The organism is Bacillus infantis, assembly GCF_020171945.1.
In the GTDB taxonomy this organism is placed as follows: Bacteria; Bacillota; Bacilli; order Bacillales; family Cytobacillaceae; genus Bacillus_AB; species Bacillus_AB infantis_A.
This window is the reverse complement of the sequence record NZ_JAIVAP010000014.1, coordinates 22,343-43,220: the sequence shown is the minus strand read 5'-3', so window position 1 is coordinate 43,220 and position 20,878 is coordinate 22,343. Positions and strand designations below refer to the sequence as shown.

The 20,878-nt window shown below is 47.0% G+C and carries 26 protein-coding genes; 12 read left to right on the top strand and 14 right to left on the bottom strand.

What is annotated here, in order from left to right:
- Positions 1-23: 23 nt before the first annotated feature.
- The 3 genes from LCM00_RS17435 to LCM00_RS17425 all read left to right on the top strand — a co-directional run bounded on the left by LCM00_RS17435 (position 24) and on the right by LCM00_RS17425 (position 2,737).
- On the top strand, positions 24-815 hold the full coding sequence (locus tag LCM00_RS17435) for a TerC family protein (RefSeq protein ID WP_224904458.1): 792 nt from the start codon (positions 24-26) through the stop codon (positions 813-815).
- 693 nt (positions 816-1,508) lie between these two features.
- Positions 1,509-1,679: a hypothetical protein gene (locus LCM00_RS17430; RefSeq protein WP_224904456.1), complete on the top strand. Its 171-nt coding sequence runs from the start codon at positions 1,509-1,511 to the stop codon at positions 1,677-1,679.
- A complete protein-coding gene (locus tag LCM00_RS17425) occupies positions 1,649-2,737 on the top strand; it encodes an MFS transporter (RefSeq protein ID WP_224904454.1) in 1,089 nt (362 codons plus the stop codon). The genes LCM00_RS17430 and LCM00_RS17425 overlap by 31 nt, the downstream gene beginning before the upstream one ends.
- Before the next feature lie 108 nt (positions 2,738-2,845).
- On the opposite strand, the gene LCM00_RS17420 is transcribed toward LCM00_RS17425, so the two are convergent.
- The gene (locus LCM00_RS17420; protein WP_224904452.1) at positions 2,846-5,875 is read right to left on the bottom strand and encodes an efflux RND transporter permease subunit; all 3,030 of its coding nucleotides are present in this window, start codon (positions 5,873-5,875) and stop codon (positions 2,846-2,848) included.
- Between the two features lie 288 nt (positions 5,876-6,163).
- Entirely contained in the window at positions 6,164-6,355 is a 192-nt protein-coding gene (locus tag LCM00_RS17415; protein ID WP_009795181.1) for an alpha/beta-type small acid-soluble spore protein, read from the bottom strand.
- Between the two features lie 172 nt (positions 6,356-6,527).
- Here LCM00_RS17415 and LCM00_RS17410 point away from each other — a divergent pair, with 172 nt between their 5' ends.
- Entirely contained in the window at positions 6,528-7,256 is a 729-nt protein-coding gene (locus tag LCM00_RS17410; RefSeq protein ID WP_224904450.1) for a DsbA family oxidoreductase, read from the top strand.
- A 225-nt stretch (positions 7,257-7,481) separates the two neighbouring features.
- Here the strand turns inward: LCM00_RS17410 and LCM00_RS17405 are convergent, their stop codons facing one another.
- From LCM00_RS17405 to LCM00_RS17390, 4 genes are all read right to left on the bottom strand, one after another.
- A complete protein-coding gene (locus LCM00_RS17405; protein WP_224904448.1) occupies positions 7,482-8,537 on the bottom strand; it encodes a M20 family metallopeptidase in 1,056 nt (351 codons plus the stop codon).
- Positions 8,538-8,617: 80 nt separating this feature from the next.
- Complete coding sequence (locus tag LCM00_RS17400; protein ID WP_224904446.1) at positions 8,618-9,667, bottom strand: TolB family protein; 1,050 nt, start codon at positions 9,665-9,667, stop codon at positions 8,618-8,620.
- 13 nt (positions 9,668-9,680) lie between these two features.
- Positions 9,681-10,550, bottom strand: a complete 870-nt coding sequence (locus LCM00_RS17395; RefSeq protein WP_224904444.1) for a permease prefix domain 1-containing protein — start codon at positions 10,548-10,550, stop codon at positions 9,681-9,683.
- Positions 10,547-10,870 (bottom strand): PadR family transcriptional regulator, encoded by a 324-nt coding sequence (locus LCM00_RS17390; RefSeq protein ID WP_318247623.1) that lies wholly within the window; start codon positions 10,868-10,870, stop codon positions 10,547-10,549. Before LCM00_RS17390 ends, LCM00_RS17395 begins: the two co-directional genes overlap by 4 nt.
- Positions 10,871-11,370: 500 nt before the next feature.
- Here LCM00_RS17390 and LCM00_RS17385 point away from each other — a divergent pair, with 500 nt between their 5' ends.
- The gene (locus LCM00_RS17385) at positions 11,371-11,880 is read left to right on the top strand and encodes a DoxX family protein (protein WP_224904440.1); all 510 of its coding nucleotides are present in this window, start codon (positions 11,371-11,373) and stop codon (positions 11,878-11,880) included.
- A 76-nt stretch (positions 11,881-11,956) separates the two neighbouring features.
- Here LCM00_RS17385 and LCM00_RS17380 read toward each other — a convergent pair whose 3' ends face one another.
- From LCM00_RS17380 to LCM00_RS17370, 3 genes are all read right to left on the bottom strand, one after another.
- Positions 11,957-12,139 carry a YfhD family protein gene (locus LCM00_RS17380; RefSeq protein ID WP_022543504.1) on the bottom strand — a complete coding sequence of 61 codons (183 nt, stop codon included), beginning with the start codon at positions 12,137-12,139 and terminating at the stop codon, positions 11,957-11,959.
- A gap of 90 nt (positions 12,140-12,229) precedes the next feature.
- On the bottom strand, positions 12,230-12,355 hold the full coding sequence (locus LCM00_RS17375; RefSeq protein ID WP_009795189.1) for a YfhE family protein: 126 nt from the start codon (positions 12,353-12,355) through the stop codon (positions 12,230-12,232).
- 74 nt (positions 12,356-12,429) lie between these two features.
- On the bottom strand, positions 12,430-13,332 hold the full coding sequence (locus LCM00_RS17370; RefSeq protein WP_224904438.1) for a TIGR01777 family oxidoreductase: 903 nt from the start codon (positions 13,330-13,332) through the stop codon (positions 12,430-12,432).
- 121 nt (positions 13,333-13,453) lie between these two features.
- On the opposite strand from LCM00_RS17370, the gene recX reads away from it, so the two are divergent.
- The gene (recX, locus tag LCM00_RS17365; protein ID WP_224904436.1) at positions 13,454-14,266 is read left to right on the top strand and encodes a recombination regulator RecX; all 813 of its coding nucleotides are present in this window, start codon (positions 13,454-13,456) and stop codon (positions 14,264-14,266) included.
- A 166-nt stretch (positions 14,267-14,432) separates the two neighbouring features.
- On the opposite strand, the gene LCM00_RS17360 is transcribed toward recX, so the two are convergent.
- Positions 14,433-15,107: an SDR family NAD(P)-dependent oxidoreductase gene (locus LCM00_RS17360; protein ID WP_224904432.1), complete on the bottom strand. Its 675-nt coding sequence runs from the start codon at positions 15,105-15,107 to the stop codon at positions 14,433-14,435.
- A 117-nt stretch (positions 15,108-15,224) separates the two neighbouring features.
- On the opposite strand from LCM00_RS17360, the gene LCM00_RS17355 reads away from it, so the two are divergent.
- Positions 15,225-15,569, top strand: a complete 345-nt coding sequence (locus LCM00_RS17355; RefSeq protein WP_224904430.1) for a YfhH family protein — start codon at positions 15,225-15,227, stop codon at positions 15,567-15,569.
- Positions 15,570-15,581: 12 nt separating this feature from the next.
- Here LCM00_RS17355 and LCM00_RS17350 read toward each other — a convergent pair whose 3' ends face one another.
- Positions 15,582-15,740, bottom strand: a complete 159-nt coding sequence (locus tag LCM00_RS17350; protein ID WP_009795194.1) for a YpzG family protein — start codon at positions 15,738-15,740, stop codon at positions 15,582-15,584.
- 22 nt (positions 15,741-15,762) lie between these two features.
- A complete protein-coding gene (locus LCM00_RS17345; protein ID WP_224904428.1) occupies positions 15,763-15,936 on the bottom strand; it encodes a small, acid-soluble spore protein K in 174 nt (57 codons plus the stop codon).
- Between the two features lie 130 nt (positions 15,937-16,066).
- Here LCM00_RS17345 and LCM00_RS17340 point away from each other — a divergent pair, with 130 nt between their 5' ends.
- Entirely contained in the window at positions 16,067-16,342 is a 276-nt protein-coding gene (locus tag LCM00_RS17340) for a YfhJ family protein (RefSeq protein WP_224904426.1), read from the top strand.
- A 25-nt stretch (positions 16,343-16,367) separates the two neighbouring features.
- Here LCM00_RS17340 and LCM00_RS17335 read toward each other — a convergent pair whose 3' ends face one another.
- Complete coding sequence (locus tag LCM00_RS17335; protein ID WP_224904425.1) at positions 16,368-17,348, bottom strand: metal-dependent hydrolase; 981 nt, start codon at positions 17,346-17,348, stop codon at positions 16,368-16,370.
- Positions 17,349-17,466: 118 nt separating this feature from the next.
- Between LCM00_RS17335 and LCM00_RS17330 the strand changes: the two genes are divergently transcribed.
- Positions 17,467-17,781 carry a hypothetical protein gene (locus tag LCM00_RS17330; RefSeq protein WP_224904423.1) on the top strand — a complete coding sequence of 105 codons (315 nt, stop codon included), beginning with the start codon at positions 17,467-17,469 and terminating at the stop codon, positions 17,779-17,781.
- Between the two features lie 48 nt (positions 17,782-17,829).
- On the top strand, positions 17,830-18,927 hold the full coding sequence (gene mutY, locus LCM00_RS17325) for an A/G-specific adenine glycosylase (RefSeq protein WP_224904420.1): 1,098 nt from the start codon (positions 17,830-17,832) through the stop codon (positions 18,925-18,927).
- Positions 18,928-19,250: 323 nt separating this feature from the next.
- Here the strand turns inward: mutY and LCM00_RS17320 are convergent, their stop codons facing one another.
- A complete protein-coding gene (locus LCM00_RS17320) occupies positions 19,251-19,475 on the bottom strand; it encodes a hypothetical protein (RefSeq protein ID WP_224904418.1) in 225 nt (74 codons plus the stop codon).
- Between the two features lie 118 nt (positions 19,476-19,593).
- Between LCM00_RS17320 and fabL the strand changes: the two genes are divergently transcribed.
- The gene (fabL, locus tag LCM00_RS17315) at positions 19,594-20,343 is read left to right on the top strand and encodes an enoyl-[acyl-carrier-protein] reductase FabL (protein ID WP_224904416.1); all 750 of its coding nucleotides are present in this window, start codon (positions 19,594-19,596) and stop codon (positions 20,341-20,343) included.
- 86 nt (positions 20,344-20,429) lie between these two features.
- A complete protein-coding gene (locus tag LCM00_RS17310; RefSeq protein WP_224904413.1) occupies positions 20,430-20,627 on the top strand; it encodes a gamma-type small acid-soluble spore protein in 198 nt (65 codons plus the stop codon).
- The last annotated feature ends 251 nt before the right edge of the window (positions 20,628-20,878 follow it).

The window sequence follows — 20,878 nt, the reverse complement described above, 5'->3', positions numbered from 1 at the left end:
CAGATTTATAGGAGGTATAAAAAATGGATTTTGCATTATTAATGGAATATGGCTGGGTGCTGCTGCTCCTGATAGCCATCGAAGGGCTCTTAGCCGCTGACAATGCGCTCGTACTGGCCATCATGGTCAAGCATCTGCCCGAGGAGGAGCGGAAGAAGGCATTATTCTACGGTTTGGCAGGGGCTTTCGTATTCAGGTTTGGCTCGTTATTCGTCATCTCATTCCTGGTCGACGTTTGGCAGGTTCAAGCGATTGGCGCGCTTTACCTGTTATTCATCTGTATCAACCATATTGTCCGCAAGCTTGCTGCCAGAAAATTCGGCGCGAAGGAGGAAGAAGAGGGAGAAGAAAAGAAGAAATCAGGCTTTTGGGTAACTGTTCTTAAGGTAGAGCTGGCTGATATCGCCTTTGCTGTCGATTCAATCCTGGCTGCTGTTGCCTTGGCGATAGCGCTCCCGGATTCAGGGCTTCCGAATATCGGTGGGCTTGACGGCGGTAAATTCCTTGTCATCTTTGCCGGAGGTTTTATTGGTCTGATCATCATGCGCTTTGCAGCCAATCTGTTTGTCGGGCTGCTGCATTCAAGGCCAGGCCTCGAAGTTACAGCATTTTTGATTGTCGGCTGGGTAGGTGTTAAGCTGTCTGTCTACACACTTTCGCATCCGGCGCTTGGGGTACTGGCAGAAGGCTTTGCAAAATCTGCTGAATGGAAAATCACGTTCTATATTGTGCTTATATTAATTGCTGTTGGCGGCTGGTTCTTTTCGAAGCCGAAGGAAGAGGCAGTATCTGAAGAATCAGGAAAGGTTGGATAGGTGCTGCAACCATTATTTCTGGGAAAATCGGAAATAGTGGCTCCAGCGTGAGAAGCTAGAACCACTATTTCTATGAAAAACAAAAATAGTGGTTCCAGAGAGAGGAGCTAGAACCACTATTTCTATGAAAAACAAAAATAGTGGTTCCAGAGAGAGGAGCTAGAACCACTATTTCTATGAAAAACAAAGATAGTGGTTCCAGAGAGAGGAGCTAGAACCACTATTTCTATGAAAAACAAAAATAGTGGTTCCAGAGAGAGGAGCTAGAACCACTATTTTTATGAAAAACAAAAATAGTGGTTCCAGAGAGAGGAGCTAGAACCACTATTTCTATGAAAACCAAAAATAGTGGTTCCAGAGAGAGGAGCTAGAACCACTATTTCGATGAAAAACAAAGATAGTGGCTCCAGCGTGAGAAGCTAGAACCACTATTTCTGGGAAAATCGGAAATAGTGGCTCCAGCGGGAGGAGCTAGAACCACTATTTCTATGAAAAACAAAGATAGTGGCTCCAGCGTGAGGAGCTAGAACCGCTATTTCAACGAAAACCAAAAATAGTGGTTCCAGCAAAAGAGGAGGGCGCTGCCTTCCTCTTTTTATACAAGTTTGGCAGTTTGTAACATCTTCCCAAAAGGATAAGGGTCTCGAATGCTATAATGAATTGATTGACTATTCCCACAAAAAAGGTGAATCTATGAACCAATTCAATTGGAAGCTTGCTTCACTTCTCCTGACCGGCATAGGCATTTCCAGGCTGGGGGATTTTATTTATCTGATTGCAATCAATCTGCTTGTTTTTAAGATGACCGGCTCGGCTGCAGCGGTCGCAGGCTTGTGGATCATCGGGCGGTTACAGCGGTGCTGATGAATTCCTGGAGCGGGGGGCTTGTTGACAGGAGCAATAAAAAGAAGCTGATGATCGTTACGGACATTATCCGGGCTGCCGGAGTAGCAGTTATCCCGCTGCTCGGCAGTGTGGAGCTGATTTATGTGTGCTTGTTTGTCATCAGTCTTGCAAAGGCGTTTTTTGCTCCGGCATCCACTACATATATAGCCATGCTGGTACCTGCAGGGAGCAGGAAGCGGTTCAACGGAATCAGCAGCCTTGTCTCATCCGGGGCCTTCATTGTCGGCCCTTCCATTGCAGGGACGCTGTTCCTCGTCGGAACCATTGACATGGCCATCTACCTGAACAGCATCTCATTTCTTGTTTCGGCCCTCATCATCATGTTTCTTCCTGATGCAGATAAGGATGCACCTTTGTCTGAAAAGAGGAATGCGTTCGAGCATCTAAAAGAAGACTGGCGTGAAGTGATCACCTTCAGCAAGAAAGAATCCTTTGTTTTCGCCGTCTATGCCAGCTTTCTTGCGTTCGGCCTGTTTTCCCTTGCCCTGGATTCACAGGAGGTTGTGTTCATCCAGGATACAGTCGGGCTGTCCGAGGCTGACTACAGCTTCCTGGTCAGCATAACCGGTATCGGCTTTGCACTTGGAGCCCTGTTTATCACCGTGATATCCAGACTGCTAGGCATCAAGCAGCTCATGGCCATCGGGATGCTCATGGTCTCAGCAGGATATATGATCTATGCTCTATCATATTCATTTGCGATGGTCACTGCAGGATTTTTGCTCCTTGGCTTTTTTAATGCCTTTATGAGCACGGGCTTTCAGACGTTTTACCAGAATAATATCCCCATTTCTATCATGGGGAGGATGACAAGTGTGCTGAGCGTCTTCCAAAGCATTGCCCAAATCATTTTCCTGCTCGGCATCGGGATCATCGGCGATATCATTCCTCTGCGCTATTCAACGATCGTCCTTGCCGGGGCAAACCTGCTGCTTTCCTTCTATGTCATCTGGCTGGCTTTGAAGCCTGGGATGAAGCAGTATTTTTCGGAGGAAGAAAGGGCAGAGGCAATGTGAAAAAAACAGACAGGGGAATCTTTCTCTGTCTGTTTTTTGAAGTCCTGAACTTACAAGAAGTGCTGTTCAATACAACAAAAAGCCCCGCCAAAAGCGGGGCCTCTCTCATCAGCTTGCATTCTCCATCACAGGCTCCGGCTGCTCCTCCGTCTTCTTAGGAGAGCGGCTGAACAAGCGGTACACAGCCGGGATCAGCAGAAGAGTTATAAAGGTAGCGAACATCAGCCCGGAGATGAGGACTGTTGCCATTGGCGCCTGATAGTTTCCGGATGTGCCGGAAGCAAGGGCGAGCGGCAGCATTCCGCCTGCTGTTGTCAGGGTCGTCATAAAAATCGGGCGGATCCTGTCTTTGCCTGCCTGGCTGAGTGCATCGGTAATAGAATGGCCTTCCTTCCGGAGCTGGTTGGTCCGGTCGAGAAGGAGGATGGCATTATTCAGTACAATGCCTATCAGCATGACGATTCCCATTGCCGACATGACGCTCAGCTCGCGCTGGGTCAGGAAGAGCCCGAGGATAACGCCGACAATTGTCATCGGGATGACAGACATGACGATGATCGGCTGAATCAGGTGGTTGAATTGGACCGCCATAACAAGGTAAACAAGGAAGATGCTGATGGCAAGGATGAAGACCATATCCTTAATCAGTTCCTGCTGCTGCTCCAGGTCGCCGGCTGCAGATAAAGTGTAGCCTGCCGGTGCGTCAAATTCCTCAATCAGCTTCTGTACATCACGGTTGATGCTGCCAAGGTCCCTGTCTTCGATATCAGCCGAAATCGATATATATCTTTCTCCATCTGTATGTGAAATCTCATTCGGTGCTTCAACTTTCTTCAGGCTGATCAATTCTGACAGCTTCTTATCTCCGCCGGCAGCAGGGATGGAGAGCTTCATGAGCGCCTCTTTAGTTGCCGTCTTTTCGCTCCATCCTAAAGAAAGGGGAACAGATTCTTCATTGAGTGAAACCTCGCCAAGCGGCATTTCCATAAAGGACTGTTCTATGAATTGCTTGACCTGCAGTCCGGACAGTCCGGCTTTTTCAATTTCGTCTTCCTTTAATTCTACGATCTCTTCAGGTGATGTGCGTTTTATGGAAGAGGTAATAGCGACGATTCCATCTATTTTTCCAAGTTCCTTCATAAAAGAATCAGAGACAGTTTCCAGTTCTTCAAAGCTTTCGCCCTTCAAGCTAACTTGCACAGGATAGCCGCCGCCGCCTGACATCGCACTTTGGACGCTTTCAATCGGCTGGGTATCCTCAAGCTTGCGCAGCGCCTTCATGATGGCCTCGTTGACCTCTTTCTGGGGTTTTGTAACATCATCCCCTTTGGTCATATTGATGATGGTATACATCATACCGCCGTTGTCCATGACATAATTGGACTCTACATCAGTGATTTTGCTCAAGCTTTCATTCAGTTCCGCGGCAACCGCTTCTTTTTCCTTAATCGATACTCCGGTCTCCAAATCAACCATCAGCTCGGAATAGCGGTTGAACACATCCGGCATAATCGTCATCGGAATTTTCGGCACCAGCAGCAGCGAGCCTGCGAACATGAGGAAAAAGGCTGCAATCACAGCGAGGCTGTGGCGCTTTTTCTTTATAGTCCAGTTAATCACCCTGCCGTAAAAACGGAGCAGCGGACCTTCTTTGCGTGCTGTCTTTTTTCTGGAAATCTTTAAGAACTTATCTGACAGGGAAGGGATGATTGTGAATGAAACCAGTACAGAACTGATCAGTGTGATTGCAACAACGGCGGACAGCATGATCATAAATTGGCCCATTTCTCCGCCGAGCAGCCCGATCGGCAAAAATACGACGATGGTTGTAAGCATACTTGCGATAACGGCTGCCGATACTTCTTTCGTTCCTTCCAATACTGCCTCGAGACGGGCCAGCCCCTGCTCTTTTTTGCGGTAGATGGATTCAAGAATGACGATGGAGGAGTCAACCATCATTCCGATTCCCAATCCCAGGCCGATGAGTGTCAGCATATTGAGGCTGTATCCGAACATCCACATCGAGGCGAAAGTCAGGAGAACGGATGTCGGGATTGAGATTCCGACAATTAGAGTAGCCCTTAAGTTCCTCAGGAATAACAGGAGAATCACTACAGCAATGATGCCCCCAATGAGGATGTTGGACGCGACGCCGTCAATGGACTCTTGTACATAGTCAGCCTGGGCCACCATCTCATTCAGCTCAAACCCCTTGATCAGCCCTTCCTCGCGGATAGTTTCTATTTCCCCGCGGACAGCATCAGCCATTTCGATCTGTGTTGCATCAGAAACTCGGCCAATCTGTACAAACACAAGATTCTTTGTGCCATTTTTCCAGACAAAAGAGGAGCTTTCCTGCGGCGCCACTGTAATATCAGCAATGTCACTAAGCTTGATAAAGCCTGCAGGGGAAGCAATTTCGATATTCCTTATGTCAGTTTCTGAACCCGGCTTTGTATTCCAGCGGACAGATGGGGAGTCCTTTTCAAGCTCGAGCTGGCCGAGTGTCGCTTCGCTGTTCACCTGCTGGATGGCGGCCATCACCCCGGCAGCATCCAGTCCTTTTTTCAGCATTTCTTCCCGGTTTAAGAGAATGTTTACTTCATCCTCCTCCAGGCCGGAAAGTGATACGTCCCGTACCTCAGGCAGGGCTTCAAGCCTTGGCTCTAATGTTTCCTTCGCGAATCTGGTTATGTCCTCAAGATTGCCTTCCGACAAATCCAGGAAAAATTCATAGCTTTGGCTTGCGCCGTATTGCCCCATTTCTACTTCCTTTACAGCAGGTATCCCGGCAGTGGAGGAATTTATGACAGATTCCACTTCTTTGAATACCTCGTCACCACGGCCCTGTTCAAAGGCCATTTGGATGGAGCTTCTTCCCGCAATTGTAGTGGAGGTCACATCTTCAACCCCGTCGAGCCCTATTAATTGCTGCTCAAGCGGAGTGGTAATCGATCGCTCAATTTCTATAGCAGGCATTTCTCCCGCATTGATCTCTGCATATCCGCCATCCACTTTCATGGCAGGCATTAGCTCCTTATCAAGCTCAAGAACCGCATAGCTCCCGGTAAGCAGAACCAGGACCGCAACCAGTCCAACAAGGATCTTTCTTTCAACGATAAATTTGATCAGTTTCATACAGATTCTCCTTTTAATGAAATGAAAATATGGATTTTTGCTCCCAAGAATCAATCATACAGAGCAGATGTAGAAAATAATACATAAATTAGTAAAATTTTCTTATTAAAGGAGTAAATCCCATATCCTTCTGGTTTCAATCATAAACACAATCAGCCAAAAACGGATTGAGCCTCAGACATATTTTGACTAAGACTTGGGACCTAGAGAGAAACAGGATTTGGGGAGATAGGCGGGATATAAAAAAGGAGACCCTCATTAAAAGGGTCTCCCGCTCCAAAAGGCAAGCTATTGCTGCCTGTTCTGGAGCTGCTGCTCTCCGAGGGCGACAAGGCGCTTTGTCATCTCGCCTCCGACAGAGCCGTTTGCCCGCGCGGTCGTTTCAGCACCAAGCTCAACTCCAAACTCATTGGCTATTTCTTGCTTCATCTGATCGAGTACATTAGCTGAACCAGGAACCAACAGTTTGTTTCTTGCCATGATCCATCACTCCCGACGAAGGATTGAACAATGGATATTGTTCTTTTTTAACTTAACCTGATGGCTGCCTCCTGATGCAGAATAATCGCCAGATACAGGCCTGAGCATCCGCTGCAGGGTTTTGGCATAAGATATGCTAGTATGGGGATAGTTAAGAAATGAGGTGTCTATGATGAAAATAGAAGTATGGTCGGATTTTGTCTGTCCGTTTTGTTATATAGGAAAGCGCCGCCTGGAAGGGGCATTGATGGATTTCCCATACCGGGATCAGATTGAGGTTGAGTTCAAGAGCTTTGAGCTTGATCCAAATGCTGCTCCTTACTCTGGGAAAAGTATTCATGAGGCACTTGCTGAAAAATACGGCATGAGCATCGAGCAGGCGAAGCAGGCCAATGTGGGAGTGGGGCAGCAGGCAGCCAGCGTCGGCCTGACCTTCAATTTTGACGAAATGAAGCCGGGCAATACCTTTGACGCCCACAGATTGGCTAAATTCGCGAAAACAAAGGGCAGGGAAGCTGATCTTACGGAAAAGCTTCTTAACGCCTATTTCAAGGAATCAAAAAACATAGGCGATCAACAGGTGCTCGCCGATCTTGCTGCATCTGCCGGGCTGGACAGGGAAGAGGCGCTCAGCGTTCTTCAGGATGAGACGGCCTATGCCAATGATGTAAGGATCGATGAAAGGATTGCCCAGCAATACGGCATTACCGGAGTCCCTTATTTTGTCATCAACCAGAAATATGCCATCTCCGGCGCCCAGCCTGCGGAAACCTTTGCCAGCGCACTTCAGAAGGTATGGGAAGAAGAAAATCCTGTTGTGAAGCTGCAGGATTTGTCCCCGGAAGGTGCGTCCGATGCCAGCTGTACGGATGGAAGCTGCATCGTTCCGGAAAAAGAATAGATAGAAACAGACTGAAGGGGTTCGAAATAGAGATATTTCGAACCCCTTTTTAATTAGATAATGCATATATTTTTCCACTTCGATTACTGTCTGGCAGCTGCGCCTACCCCCTCAAGGTCACAATCCAAGCCTCCCAGGATGGGAGTCATGCAGACGTTGCCACAGGACGTGGCGTTCTTAGTCTGCATTCCTTAAGGCTGAGCAAGGCGCTTACGCTTTTCTAATTTAAAAACTTTCAGCAAAATCAACCAGCATCTCCTTGTATACATGAACAGACTCCGGCAGTACATATTCTTTGTCGCCATGCCAATGGAGTCCGCTTGGTCCGAATTCGATGGCAGGTATGCCGTAGTTGGCAAAGAAGACGGTATCGGCCGAGCCATGCTGTCCGAAAAAGACTGCTTCATCTTTGATATGCCGATCAACGACCGGCTTCAACTTTAAGATGAACGGGTTGTCCCTTGCCGTTTCCAGCGGTTTGCTGAACATGCTCACAAGCACTTCGCCGTCCGTTATCGATTCGATTTGTTTAATGATCTCATCCTTATCCTGGCCTGGCAGATAACGGATATCATAAAAAAGCTCGCATTTTTCCGGAACTTTATTGTATACATCACCGCCGCGGATTTTTGCCAGGTTGATGGAAGGAGAAGGATAGAATTCAGAGCTTTCTTTGGCAAAAGGGAGTTCCTTCAGCTTTCCATGGACTTCATACGCCCTTTCAATTGCATTGATGCCTTCCCATGGCCGGCTTCCGTGGGCCGGATCTCCATCAATGGCAATTTCGAGGCGCATAACGCCCTTTGCCTGGAGGGCAATTCCAAGCTGGGTCGGCTCTGAGCAGATGACAAAATCGCCGCGGTATCCATTTTCGGCAAGGTAGCCGGAGCAGTTGAACCCGCCGATTTCCTCATCAGAAACGATCTGAAGCTGAAGCTTGACTCCAAGCGGCGCCTCCTTAAGCTCTTTGAAGGCGCACATCATGGCTGCCACGCCAGCTTTCATATCAGCTGCCCCTCTGCCATAAATCTTGTCTTTCACCTCTACGGGGATGAATTGATCCTCTTTCCCTGAAACGACATCCACATGGCCGTTCCAGACAATGGTTTCATTTCCGCTCCCTATCTCCGAAACAAGCATTTTGTAGCCGTTATTTTCAATGATATGTACAGGGAGCCCGTGGCCCTCCAGCCAGTGCCCGCAATAGGCAACAGCTTCATTGGCCCCTTCTTTGTTTGAGCTGTTGATGCTGATCAGCTCTTTCAGCAGGTTTTCCAGCATTCTTATCCCTACCTCCTCTGTCTATGGGTTATAGGACTTATACCCTGTATTTTCGAGTTTAAAAGGGAAAAAGCCTCTTTCTAGTCTTCAGAAAGAGGCAATTCAACTTCTTTTATGTCCTTGCCATTCAGTTTCACGCTGTACAGATAATATTCCGGGGACCCTTTGGCAAAGCGCTTATCGACCATAAAATATACACGGTCACCATCAGCACTGAATACCGGCCTGTCTGTATACTCGCCTAAATGGGTAAGCTGGGCTTCCTCTCCGGAATCCACATTCATTTTATACAGCTCATACTCATAGGTTCCTCCTTCATCAGAGTTACTGATGGATTGAAAAATCATTGTGTTTCCATCTGGAGAGAATGTGAAATCAAAAACATCGATTTTTCTGTCAGGATCGCCTGTTATCTTCATGCTATCAGGGTTATCTATGGGGATTTCAAATATGCGCTGCTTCACCTCAAAGGTTTCTTCAGGTGTATCAGCATCCTGGTCATCATCCATCTGGATAAAAACACTGTTTTCTCCCGGACTGACCTGGAGGCTGTGCATAGAATAGCTCTTCAAATCAGTTATTTGCTTATGCCCGCCTCCAGCCGGATCAAATGACCAGACATCAAGATCATGCGGCCGTTTGCTGGCAATAGGGGAATAATTCTGAAAGGTGCCGGCCCGCAAATAATAAAGGGTATCGTCAACAGGCGAATATTCGATTTCTGTGACAAGGGCATTCTCAGTAAATATGTCAGTCACCTTCTTTGTTTTTAAATCAAGGATATGGATGGTGCTCTCCAGCTCTGTATCTTCTTCCTGCTGTTTACTGGTAGAAATAAAGCTTAACAGAGATCCATCATAGGAAAAGCTCGGATCCAGGATCATTCTTGAGCTGTCCAGGGAAAATGCTTCAGCATTGATATCTTTTTCCTTGTTGTACAGCATAAGGCCTGGTTTGCCATCTTTGTAATTTACATAAGCAATCGTATTCTGTGAAGATATATCATATTGATTGGTAATCCCGTTCTGCTTTTCATTTTCGGATTTATCCAGATTAAGCCCGAGGAGGATAAGCAGGAGCGTAATGCCCCCAATAAATGAAGACAGCAGGATGATACTTTTCTTTTTCATGAAAAGCTCCTTTCTAGTAAAACAGGGCAGGCGCGTAGATAAGTGCCAGGCCTGCCAGGATGGCGATGAAGGGAATCGCCGAGAGTCCGTATGCCAGTTTCTTATTTTTTCCTGCAATCTTGATCTGGATAGTATAGAGTATGATCCAGAAAAGTATCGGGCTTAGAGAAATCAGTATTACCGGATGCAGGCCGATCATGATCAGCCCTCCCCAGGCAAAAAAGAGGCAGGCAGCTGTGATCAGGACACCGGCGGTAATATTGATGGCATGAAGCTTTTTCAAAGTTTTATCCATTTTGCCGCTGCTGGCGCTGAAATCATACAAGGTCGTCCGATAGACAAGGACAATGGCAAGAAGGATATTGAGCCAGTCCCAGATCGAAAGGCCGAGTGAAATGTCATGATCCAGATTGCTTGCCAGGAGATAGCCGGCTGCATAAACAAGGATATGCAGAATCAGCAGGGAGTTCATCCAGCGCTTCCGGTTCAGGTGGAAGACCTGGTTCACGGCCAGGAAAAGGATCATCGAACTTGCGCCCATGGAAAGCAGCAGCCAGCCGATATGGGCATCTCCGTTGATCAAAAGCTGCCCCAGATAAGCGCCGATTGTAAAGAGGATGGAAGAGATGGCAAGTGTCAGCATCATTTCTTTTCGGTATGGAAAGAGGGACTGCTGAATCTGGCTTCCGATTTCCCCTTCCTCGCCAAACTGCTCCATCGCTTTCTTTACGGCATCGCTTTCACTTAAGCCCTGCTCCTGGAAGTGCTCTTTTGAAAGCTGCAGATGTACCATAAGCTCCTCAAATAGATCTTCTTTTTCTTCTTTGGAGCATTCAGTATGCTGAACAATTTTCGTGACAAAACGTTCAAGTTCTGATTTCACGTTAATCCCCCCGAGCTTTTGCGGATCATGCTTTCAATCAGGCTCCAGTCCTTTCGCTTCTTTTCCAGTTCCTGCAGGCCGTCCTCTGTGATACGGTAATATTTCCTTCTGCCTGCTGCCGTTTCACTCCAATACGACTCTGCAAACTTCTTTTTCTCCAGGCGCTTGAGGGCAGGGTAGAGAGTGCCTTCACCCATCACATAAGCCTCACCGGAGATAACCTTAAGGATTTTTGTGATCTCATAGCCATATAAATCCTTTTGGGCAATGAGCGACAAGAGCAGAAGGTCTGTACTTCCTTTCATCATTTCCTTATCCAATTCCATCACCTTTTTCCTAATATTACTACCAGTGTAATACGATGTACCTCGTATTGCAAGGGTTAATCTTATGCTCTTTATCTGAGGCTTCGTATGGGTTTAAAGACTCAGGTGTATAGGTCTTATAGCATGTTATCCAGAGACTTATTAACAGGAGAAACTTGAATAGAAAAGTATTCCACAGACATATCCACATTATCCACAGAATTATCAGAAGTTTTGCTCATTATTATGTTAACTAATTAAAGCGTTGATAAATATGAGATTATTTAGATTATCCACACAATTCACAGGGTTGTGGATATTTTTTATTCACAGAGAAAAGATTATGAACATATTGTGAAGTGCGTTGCAGAAAAGAGGGGCATAGAGTATATTAAAAGTGTAGAAAGTAAGTGAAAACATTCACAAAATTTCTTGTAAAAGCTGGCCGGCTTAACTTATTTTTTTGCTAAGTATTGTGAAAATCTTCACAAAAAATGAAGCGGGAGACGATGATCATGAAAGTGCTGAAAACTCCACAGGCAGCGGCAGTTTGGACTGTATTAAGGATATGGCTGGGCATTCAATGGATAGAAGCGGGATGGCATAAACTCGCGGATGGCTTTGATGCAGGGGGGTTCCTGCAAGGGGCAATCGCCCAGGCAGGAGGGGATCATCCTGCTGTCCAGGGCTGGTATGCCGGATTCCTTGAGAACTTTGCACTTCCGAATGTAGATTTGTTCAATGTTCTGATACCTTGGGGAGAGCTTCTGACAGGGGCCGGGCTTGTACTTGGAGCTGCAACCATTCCCGCTCTGATTGCGGGGGCATTCATGAATCTTAATTTCCTTATGGCCGGTACAGTAAGCACAAATCCAATGCTCTATACAGCTGCGATCCTTCTCTTATTTGCAGGCGGGGCAGCCTATTACTGGGGCGCTGACCGCATTATGATTCCATACTTTAAGAACATGGCAAAAAAGAATAAAGCGGACGGTTTTACGAACAGACATGCCCACGGGCACTAGAAAAGAGAAAAGCAGCAGGTTCTGGACCTGCTGCTTTTCTTATGCTGAGAGAGTGCGGGCAAATGCCCTCAACCGGTCAGCGGCTGTTTTTGGCACGCTGATCGGCAGCTTTTGAACGTGCCATAGCTTCTAAATCATCATGGTCTGCGAGGTCGCGGTCAAATTCGACATCCAGTCCATCTGATTTCATGTTCTTCGGAACTTGTGGAAGTGATGCTTTGTTTTTATCCCGAGTTTTATGTCCATGTGCACGGCCCATTCGAAAAAACCCCTTTCAACAATAAAAGTACGGAATTGGCTTCCGCACTCTTAGCTTGCGCCCTATCAAGGCAATTATGAGCATTTTATATTAATGCTTGGATTTTTTCTTCGTAAAGCCGCCGGCCTGGTCTGCCAGCTTGAACTCCCGGGAGTAAACAACCTCCTGCATGCTTGACAATGTACTCTTCGACTTATCTTTGGATTTTTTATCCATCAGGCAACATCCCTTTCCGAAAAAAATGAACTCCTTTTCTTAATTTTTCCTAAAAAGGAAGGAAACATACCATCTCAATAAATATCTTTCAATGCTTCCTGGAGCCCTGGATAGCGGAAGCGAAATCCGGCTGCCTCCAGCTTGGCGGGAAGAACACGCTGTCCTTCGAGAACCAGCTTGCTCATTTCCCCAAGCGCGAGCTTAAGCGCAAAGGCCGGAGCGGGAATCCAGTGGGGCCGGTGGAGGGCGCTTCCCAAGGTCCTGCCAAAGTCCTTCATTTGGACAGGATGGGGGCTTGTAAAATTAACCGGGCCGCTGAGATCTTTATTTTCCATAGCAAACATAATGCCCCTTGCCACGTCTTCAAGATGAATCCATGAAACCCACTGACTGCCGCTGCCGACATTTCCTCCTGCAAAAAGTTTGTAGGGGAGGGCCATCCGGGGGAGCGCCCCGTCATTCTTTTCAAGAATGATCCCGAATCGGCAGAAGGCGGTGCGGACGTTCCATCTGCCTGCCTCTGCCGCCTTTTCTTCCCACTGTTTTACCGTCTGCGCCAAAAAATCTCCGGCCGGTTCTTTATCGCTTTCTGTAAATGTCTCTGTTTCCGAAGTGCCATAATAGCCGACTGCACTGGCATTGATCAGCGCCTCGGGCTTGGTCTTAAGCTCAGCGATTATTTTCAGGACTGCCTCTGTAGCTTCCAGCCTGCTGCTGATGATCCGCTTTTTCCTTTCTTCCGTCCATCGGCCGCTGTTGATTGATTCGCCTGCGAGATTGACGATATAATCTAATTCTTTCAGCTGGGCAGCCGGTGTGTCGCCTTCATTCAGCCACTGGATATAGTGGATATTATTCCCGTTCTTTTTTCCTTCCGTGCTTCTCGTTAAAATGTAGACGGTATGGCCTGATTCTGCCAGCATTTTTACAAGGGCATGCCCGACAAAGCCGGTCCCGCCTGTAATAGCTACTCTCATTGGTGGACCTCCTTTTCCTATACTGTATTTATACGCTTTTTCCTGTGTAAACTCCTTTTCCAGGCTGCAGTTTGCAATTGATGCAGCACATTGTGATAAAGTGGAGGGAGAGGTGAAGAGGATGCCGGTAATCACAAAAATATCAGTCCAGCAAAAAAGAAAGGACCGCTATAACATTTTTATGGATTATGGCAAGGGTGAGCAGTATGCCTTCAGTGCCGATGAAGACGTTATCATCAAGTTCGGCCTGAAAAAAGGGATGGAGCTTGACGCGCTCTCCCTGACCCAAATAGAATTTCAGGATGAAATCAGAAAAGCCTATAATCAGGCTATTCATTATTTATCCAGAAGAATGAGATCGGAAACAGAGGTAAGGAAGCATCTGGCCGAAAAAGAGACAGATGAAAGCATCATCAACGAAGTCATCGTGAAGCTGTATGAATATAAATTTTTAAATGATAACGAATTTGCCATCGCCTATGTGAGGACACAGGCCAATACTTCTGACAAAGGCCCTGGCGTGATTAAACGGGAGCTGAAAGAGAAAGGGATATCACAGTCCCATATTGAAGAAGCCATACAGGAGTTTCCTGTAGAAGACCAAGTCGAAGCAGCAACCAAGCTGTGCCAGAAATATGCTAAAAAATACAGCAGGGAATCACAAAGGATTCTGAAGCAAAAGCTTGAGCAGATGCTTGTCAGGAAAGGCTATCCTTTCTCCGTCATTAATATCGCAATAGAAGAAGCGGAGCTCGAGGAAGAAGACGACGGCGAAATGGACGCCATCCGCTATCAGGGAGAAAAAGCGCACCGGAAATATGAAAAGCTGCAGGGCTATGAATATAAGCAGAAAATGAAGCAGGCCCTCTTCAGAAAAGGTTTTCCGATTGAATTGATTGACCGGTTCCTTCAGGAAAAGGAAGAGGAAGAATAGAGGACAGGCAGCGGAATTTCCGCTGCCTGTTTTTGTTCCGGGCTCGGTGCCGCATTAGCTAATTTGTTTAATTGAGCGGTTGGGTTATTTCAGCTATTGATTCAATTTTTTTTCTCGTTCAATCCGATACTCATTAATTATTCCACTATCCAAATATCCGCTCCCATTACTTTACTGACTCAATGACAATCTTCTCTTCCAGCCGGTTTTCAATGATAATTCCGGCCACCTCAGCAGGGGAGCGGAGGCGCGAGCGGTCTGAAATATAGTTATTATGATCCCAGAATGGGGTGTCCATGCCGCCCATATAAACTGCCTGGATCAGGACTGGATCGTTTTCGTATTCTTTCTGCAGGCTTTCTGTGAAGCCGCGGGCCGCAAATTTGCTGGCACAGTACGCAGCTTCATTTGCTTTGCCGCGCAGGCCGGCGGTTGAAATGACATTCATAAGGAAGCTGCCCTTCTTTTGCTTGATAGCCGGGAGGAGTGCCTGTGCCATATAGATGGTGCCCATCAGGTTGACGGAAAGCATATCATGGAGGTCTTTGTCCTTCAGGTCTTCAAACGGACCGAAATGCCCTACGCCGGCATTGTTGATCAATCCGTATAAATCGAATTGGTCTGCGAGTCCTGCTGCTTTCTCCTTTACTTCAGCCGGCTTGCTGATATCAAGAGTCAGGACATCCGCTTTTCCCCCCTGGCTGGAGATAGCTTCTTTCGCTTCCTGGAGAGCCGCTTCACGCCTCCCGGATAGTATGATATGGAAACCCTGGCCAGCGTATTTGAGGGCCAGCTCCCTTCCAAGGCCGGTGCCCGCCCCGGTGATGATAACTGATTGCATGTTGAGTCCTCCTTCAAGGGTAAAGTCCTTTATTTATACAGCCTTTTTCACTATACTAAAAAAAGATGAAGTTTTCCTCCGGCAGGCCGGATACAGGAATAAAAAGGATGGATTATAATGGCGCAGGAAAAACGATACAGTCAGCTTTCACAGTATGAACTGCAGCAGGAAATTGCCAGCTTGCATGAACAGGCGAGAAAGGCTGAACAAATGGGCATGCTCAGTGAATTTGCTGTCCTCGAGAGAAAGGCCATCATGGCCAAAGCATATCTTCTTGATCCAAAGGACTTTAAAGCAGGGGAGATTTATGAAGTGGATGGCGATCCCGGCTCATATTTTAAAATAGACTATTTGAATGGCGTGTTCGCCTGGGGCTTCAGGCTGCATGGCGGAAAAGAGGAAGAGGCGCTTCCGATTTCCATGCTGAAGGAATTAAAGGAAAACCAGAGCGGTGAGCTCTGATTTTCCTGCAGGCTAGGCCTGTTTCCTTGTTTGCCTTTTAAGAATAATGAGGTCCTGCGATTGCTGGGTCTGCCCATTTACCTGGGCATGTGCATGCTTAGGCCGGTAAAAGGGACCAGTAAACGGACTGGAATAAGGATTGTTATCAAAAAACTTTTTAGAGTTTCCCATAATCAAACCTCCTCATTATTGTTTAAAACAATTCAGGTGTATCATCTGTACGGTTTGATGACGCCCGCATGCGTTCCTGCGGATGGGTGTTGATTGACCCGTCGGCGCGTTTAGAAGCATATTCTGCTTTCGCCCGCGGCTCGCCTTCAAACTTGTTATGGCTCTGATTTGGGAAATTCTTTGCTTTGTTCCGCATCCGTTTCCCCTCCTCGTGGTATGCTTGCGCGTGCTGCCTTGATTAGCCACGCAAGAATAGTATGTGTTTAAAAAAGCAGGTTTATGAACGAACTGCAATAACAATAATATTTGGCAAAGAGGTGCTGTCTATGTTTGAAACACAAGAAAGACTGGTTGAGCTTCTTATGGAGAAAAACGGCAATCTCACTTACAGCCAGGCGCGTACGTGGGTAGAGCTTTTATGGGATGATTTTGAGACGACCCGAGCAAAGGCGGGCTATGAGTATAAAGGAAGCCAGATGACAGACAGGATTGTCAGGCAGTGGATTGAAAACTACGGCAGCAGGCTTCATGACTTCGTCGCCAGCAATCCTAAATATAAAGATCTGCTTGACCAGGAGCAGGATGATAAAAATCTGCATTAAAAAAGATGGCAAAATGCCATCTTTTTTAATTTGGTATAATATCGAGCTTCTTCCGCAGCTTCTCCTCACTGAAGATCCACCCAGTATAAGAAGAAATGATATTCAGGTCTTTGTCGAGCTGAACGACGGCAACGAATGGATAATGTCCGTTGCTGCGGTATCTGAGATCAATGAAGCGGACTTCGAATGATTCCTCGAGATTTTCTACCTCCCACCTGTATACAGGGGAGAAGGAAAGAAATGCCGACAAATTTTTATCCTTTTTGGCAGCTTCCAGCACAGGCGTCTGCGGCACCGGCACCCTGTTAAACTGATCCAGGATATCGATATGCCCATTATTGGCGCGGCCGACAAAAAATTGATGTTTAGTCATGATGGCCAGCCGCCATTGATGGAATTTCATCGTAGGGGCGACGATGATATCCACAGCATCAGGAATAATGATTTTTACTGACTTCAGGACGGCCCGCTGGGCAAGGAAGCGGATGATGTAGTATGCGACCAGTACGGCGTATATCGCCAGGAATGTATAGCCGGGGTGTGCACCCATTATCCAGAAGAATAATCCGGCAACATGAATCGCGAATATGAAGGGATCAAATGTATTGATAATCCCCAACGCGACCCATTTTGAGGAAAAGGGCCTTAATGCCTGTGTCCCATAAGAGTTAAATATGTCGACAAAAACATGAAGGAATACTGCCCCAAATGTCCAAATCCATAGGTGAAGCAGATTTGCTTCAGGAAAGAATGGATAAATGACCGCAAGGATTGCAAGCGGCCACAGGATGACAGCCGGGATGCTGTGCGTGATTCCCCTGTGATTCCGTATATAGACTGCATTGTTTCTAAGCTTCAATACTGTATCAATGTCCGGGGCCTGAGAGCCGATGAGCGCCCCGATCATGACGCTCGTCGCTGTTGCTGTACTATCTGCTACGACGGGATCCAGAGTGGCAAGCCCGCCGAGTGCAAAGCCCATGACAACATGTGTGCCTGTATCCAAGAGGAAAGAACCTCCTTCCATGGAATAATCTTAAGTTGCGCTGTTTCTGTATTTTATCAGTAAAAAGCTTGTCATCAAAGCCATTAATGGTTTACGTTAAAGGAGCTGCCAATATAATATGAAGCATGAAATCCAAATGTTTTTGCAGTATGAAGTACATCCAGCAGATTTGAATCTTTTTAAAAGCTCAATCGAAAAAATAGCAGCGCTTCTCCCAGTGTATGAAGCAGCTGATATCTCCTTCGTCTACTCTGGGGCTGACCATGAGTCTTCGTTCGTTACGGAAACCTGCTCACTGCCGACAGAAGCCCATTACTTCGCGCTGAAAAAGCTGAGAAGCTCAAGCGGGCACTCTGCATTCGGCTGCCTGGACAGCTTCATACCCGGCGGTCTCGAAGAAATCCGATTCTGGGCTTTGAAAAAGAAACTTTAATATTATATTCCCATATTTCATGGAAGTTTAACATCCGGAGGATCAAAATTGAAAAAAACAGCATTAGCCAATTTAGATGCATTTGATAAAGAAACCTTCCGCCAGGACCTGATCGGCTGGTTTGAACAGGAACAGCGGACACTGCCATGGCGGCAGGACCAGGATCCCTATAAGGTATGGGTATCGGAAATCATGCTCCAGCAGACAAGGGTCGACACAGTCATTCCATATTTCAACCGGTTCATTGAACAATTTCCGACAATAGAGGCGCTTGCAGAGGCTGAGGAAGACAAGGTGCTGAAAGCATGGGAGGGGCTTGGCTATTATTCCAGAGCCAGGAACCTGCAGTCAGCTGTGAGGGAGGTTCATGAGCAGTACGGCGGCAGGGTCCCAGATAATCCGAAGGAAATTTCCTCATTAAAAGGGATCGGCCCTTATACAGCAGGGGCAATTTTGAGCATTGCCTACGGAATTCCGGAGCCGGCCGTCGATGGCAATGTGATGAGGGTGCTGTCAAGGATCCTCTCCATCTGGGAGGATATTGCAAAGCCTGCAACCCGCAAAGTATTTGAAGAGGCGGTGCGGGAGCTCATTTCACACGAAAACCCGTCATTCTTCAACCAGGCACTCATGGAATTGGGGGCACTGATCTGCACCCCGACGTCGCCATCCTGTCTGCTGTGCCCTGTCCGGGAGCATTGCCATGCCTTTTATGAAGGCAAGCAGAGTGAACTGCCAATAAAGACGAAGAACAAAAAGCAGAAGGACGTCCAGATTGCAGCTGTTGTGCTTCAGGACGGCGAGGGGAGATACCTGATCAGGAAAAGGCCTGAGAAGGGCCTGCTGGCCAATCTGTGGGAGTTTCCCAATACAGAAATCAATCTTGCTTTTTTACATGAAAAAGACCAGCTTGCACACCTGATCAAAGAGCAGTACGGCGCGGTGATTAAAACGGCTGAAATGACAGGGCAGATTGATCATGTGTTTACCCACCTCACCTGGCATATTCATGTTTATAAAGGGACGCTCCTTTCCCTGGAAGAAGAACGGAGCGACCTGAAGCTTGTGACCGAAGAAGAGCTGAAGGCATATGCCTTCCCGGTTTCCCATCAGAAAATGCTGAAGCAGGTGCAGGAGTATAAATAGGAACAGCAGGGGGGTAGCCCTGCTGTTTTTTGGCTGCTTTCAATAAATAACCTGGGCAAGCCGCTTCCGCATTTCTAATTGTCCAGCTCCGGCTCCTAGCTGCTCGAGTCATAAGTCACTTTGGAACCGAAGGCAAAGAACACCTTCAATTCCAAAGCGCCTTATGCTTGTCGCACCTGAACAGTCGCCTCCGCATTTCTAATTGTCCAGCTCCGGCGGCTAGAGCCTCGAGTCATAAGCCACAGCAGAATTAAAGGCAAAGAACGCCTTTTATTCTGCCGCGTCTTATGCTTTTAGGCTCTGGGCAAGCCGCCTCAGCATTTCTATTCATAACTGACCCGTGTCCCATGTGTGTAATCAGCTTCCTGCCTTTTAAGGCCGCCGCGGCTTTCGATTTCTTCTATGATTTCCCGGTGGATGGTTTGTCCCTCCGCATTGAGGTAGGGGACTACCTGCTGCATGGAATGATGGAAAAAGGCGAGTTCGCTGTCCTTCCATTCCTTCTTTTTCACCATGGTTAGTTCAGTCATATCCCTTCCGACGTACATACATTCCTTCCTTTCTTTTTGAGCCTGTTGATTAGGATTAGTGTTATAATCCAGTTTGCCAGATATACATGGAAAAGATAAAATGAAAACAAATGAAACAGGAAAGGAATTACGATTCATGACACAAAAAGTAGCACTTGTAACAGGAAGCAGCCGGGGCATCGGGAAGGCGACTGCCATTTCCCTTGCCAAGGAAGGATATGATATTGTCATCAATTATGCCAGGAGCAAAAAGTCTGCACAGGAAACGGCAGAACAAATTGAAGCGCTTGGCAGAAAGGCTCTGATCGTCAGGGCCAATGTCGGTGATGTAGAGAAGATTAAGGTCCTCTTCCAGGAAATCAGGAATGAATTCGGCCGCCTGGACATTTTTGTCAATAATGCGGCGTCTGGTGTCCTTCGCCCTGCCATGGAGCTTGAAGAAAGCCATTGGGACTGGACAATGAATATCAACAGCAAGGCCCTGCTGTTCTGTGCACAGGAAGCAGCCAAACTGATGGAGGAGAGCGGGGGCGGCAAGATTGTCAGCATCAGCTCGCTCGGCTCGATCCGCTATCTGGAAAACTATACAACAGTCGGTGTATCTAAGGCGGCACTGGAAGCATTAACCCGCTACCTGGCTGTTGAACTCGCTCCAATGAATATCGCTGTCAACGCAGTCTCCGGGGGAGCAGTCGATACAGAGGCATTAAAGCATTTCCCTAACCGGGAAGAGCTATTATCTGAGGCAAGGGAAAAGACACCGGCAGGGCGGATGGTTGAGATTGAAGATATGGTCAACGCAGTCATGTTCCTTCTGTCCGATAAATCAGGAATGATCAGGGGGCAGACCATCATAGTAGACGGAGGAATCTCCCTGCTTGTTTAACACATGAAATTAGAATTTTTTTCCTGAAAATTAAAGGATATTTTCTCTGCGGCTGGTTAAATTAATAGTCGTGGAGGTGATTAACAATGGCAAAAGGACAAAACCAATCTCAAGCTGGCACTAACATCCAGGAAGTGCGCCAGCAAAACGCTCAAGCTTCTCAAGGCCAGCAAGGTCAATACGGCACTGAGTTCGCTAGCGAAACAAACGTTCAAGAAGTACGTCAGCAAAACCAGCAGGCTGAAGCCCGCAAAGGTCAAAACGCTGGCAAACAAAGCCGCTAATTGTACGGGAAGGCACTCTTTTATCCGCAAAGAGTGCCTTCTTTTTATTTTGTTCTTGTTGCTTTTGCTATTCTTATTTAAGGGTATCCCTGCCCAGCCATAAAAGAGCGGACCTGCCCTGACCTGAATGAGGGAATCAGTGACAGGCTGAAAAATAAGCGGAGAAATTCCCTCTATTTTCAAAAAAGCTTTAAAAATAGCTCAAATAGATGGAGAAATTCCGCCTATCGACTCAAAAAACAAAAAAATTG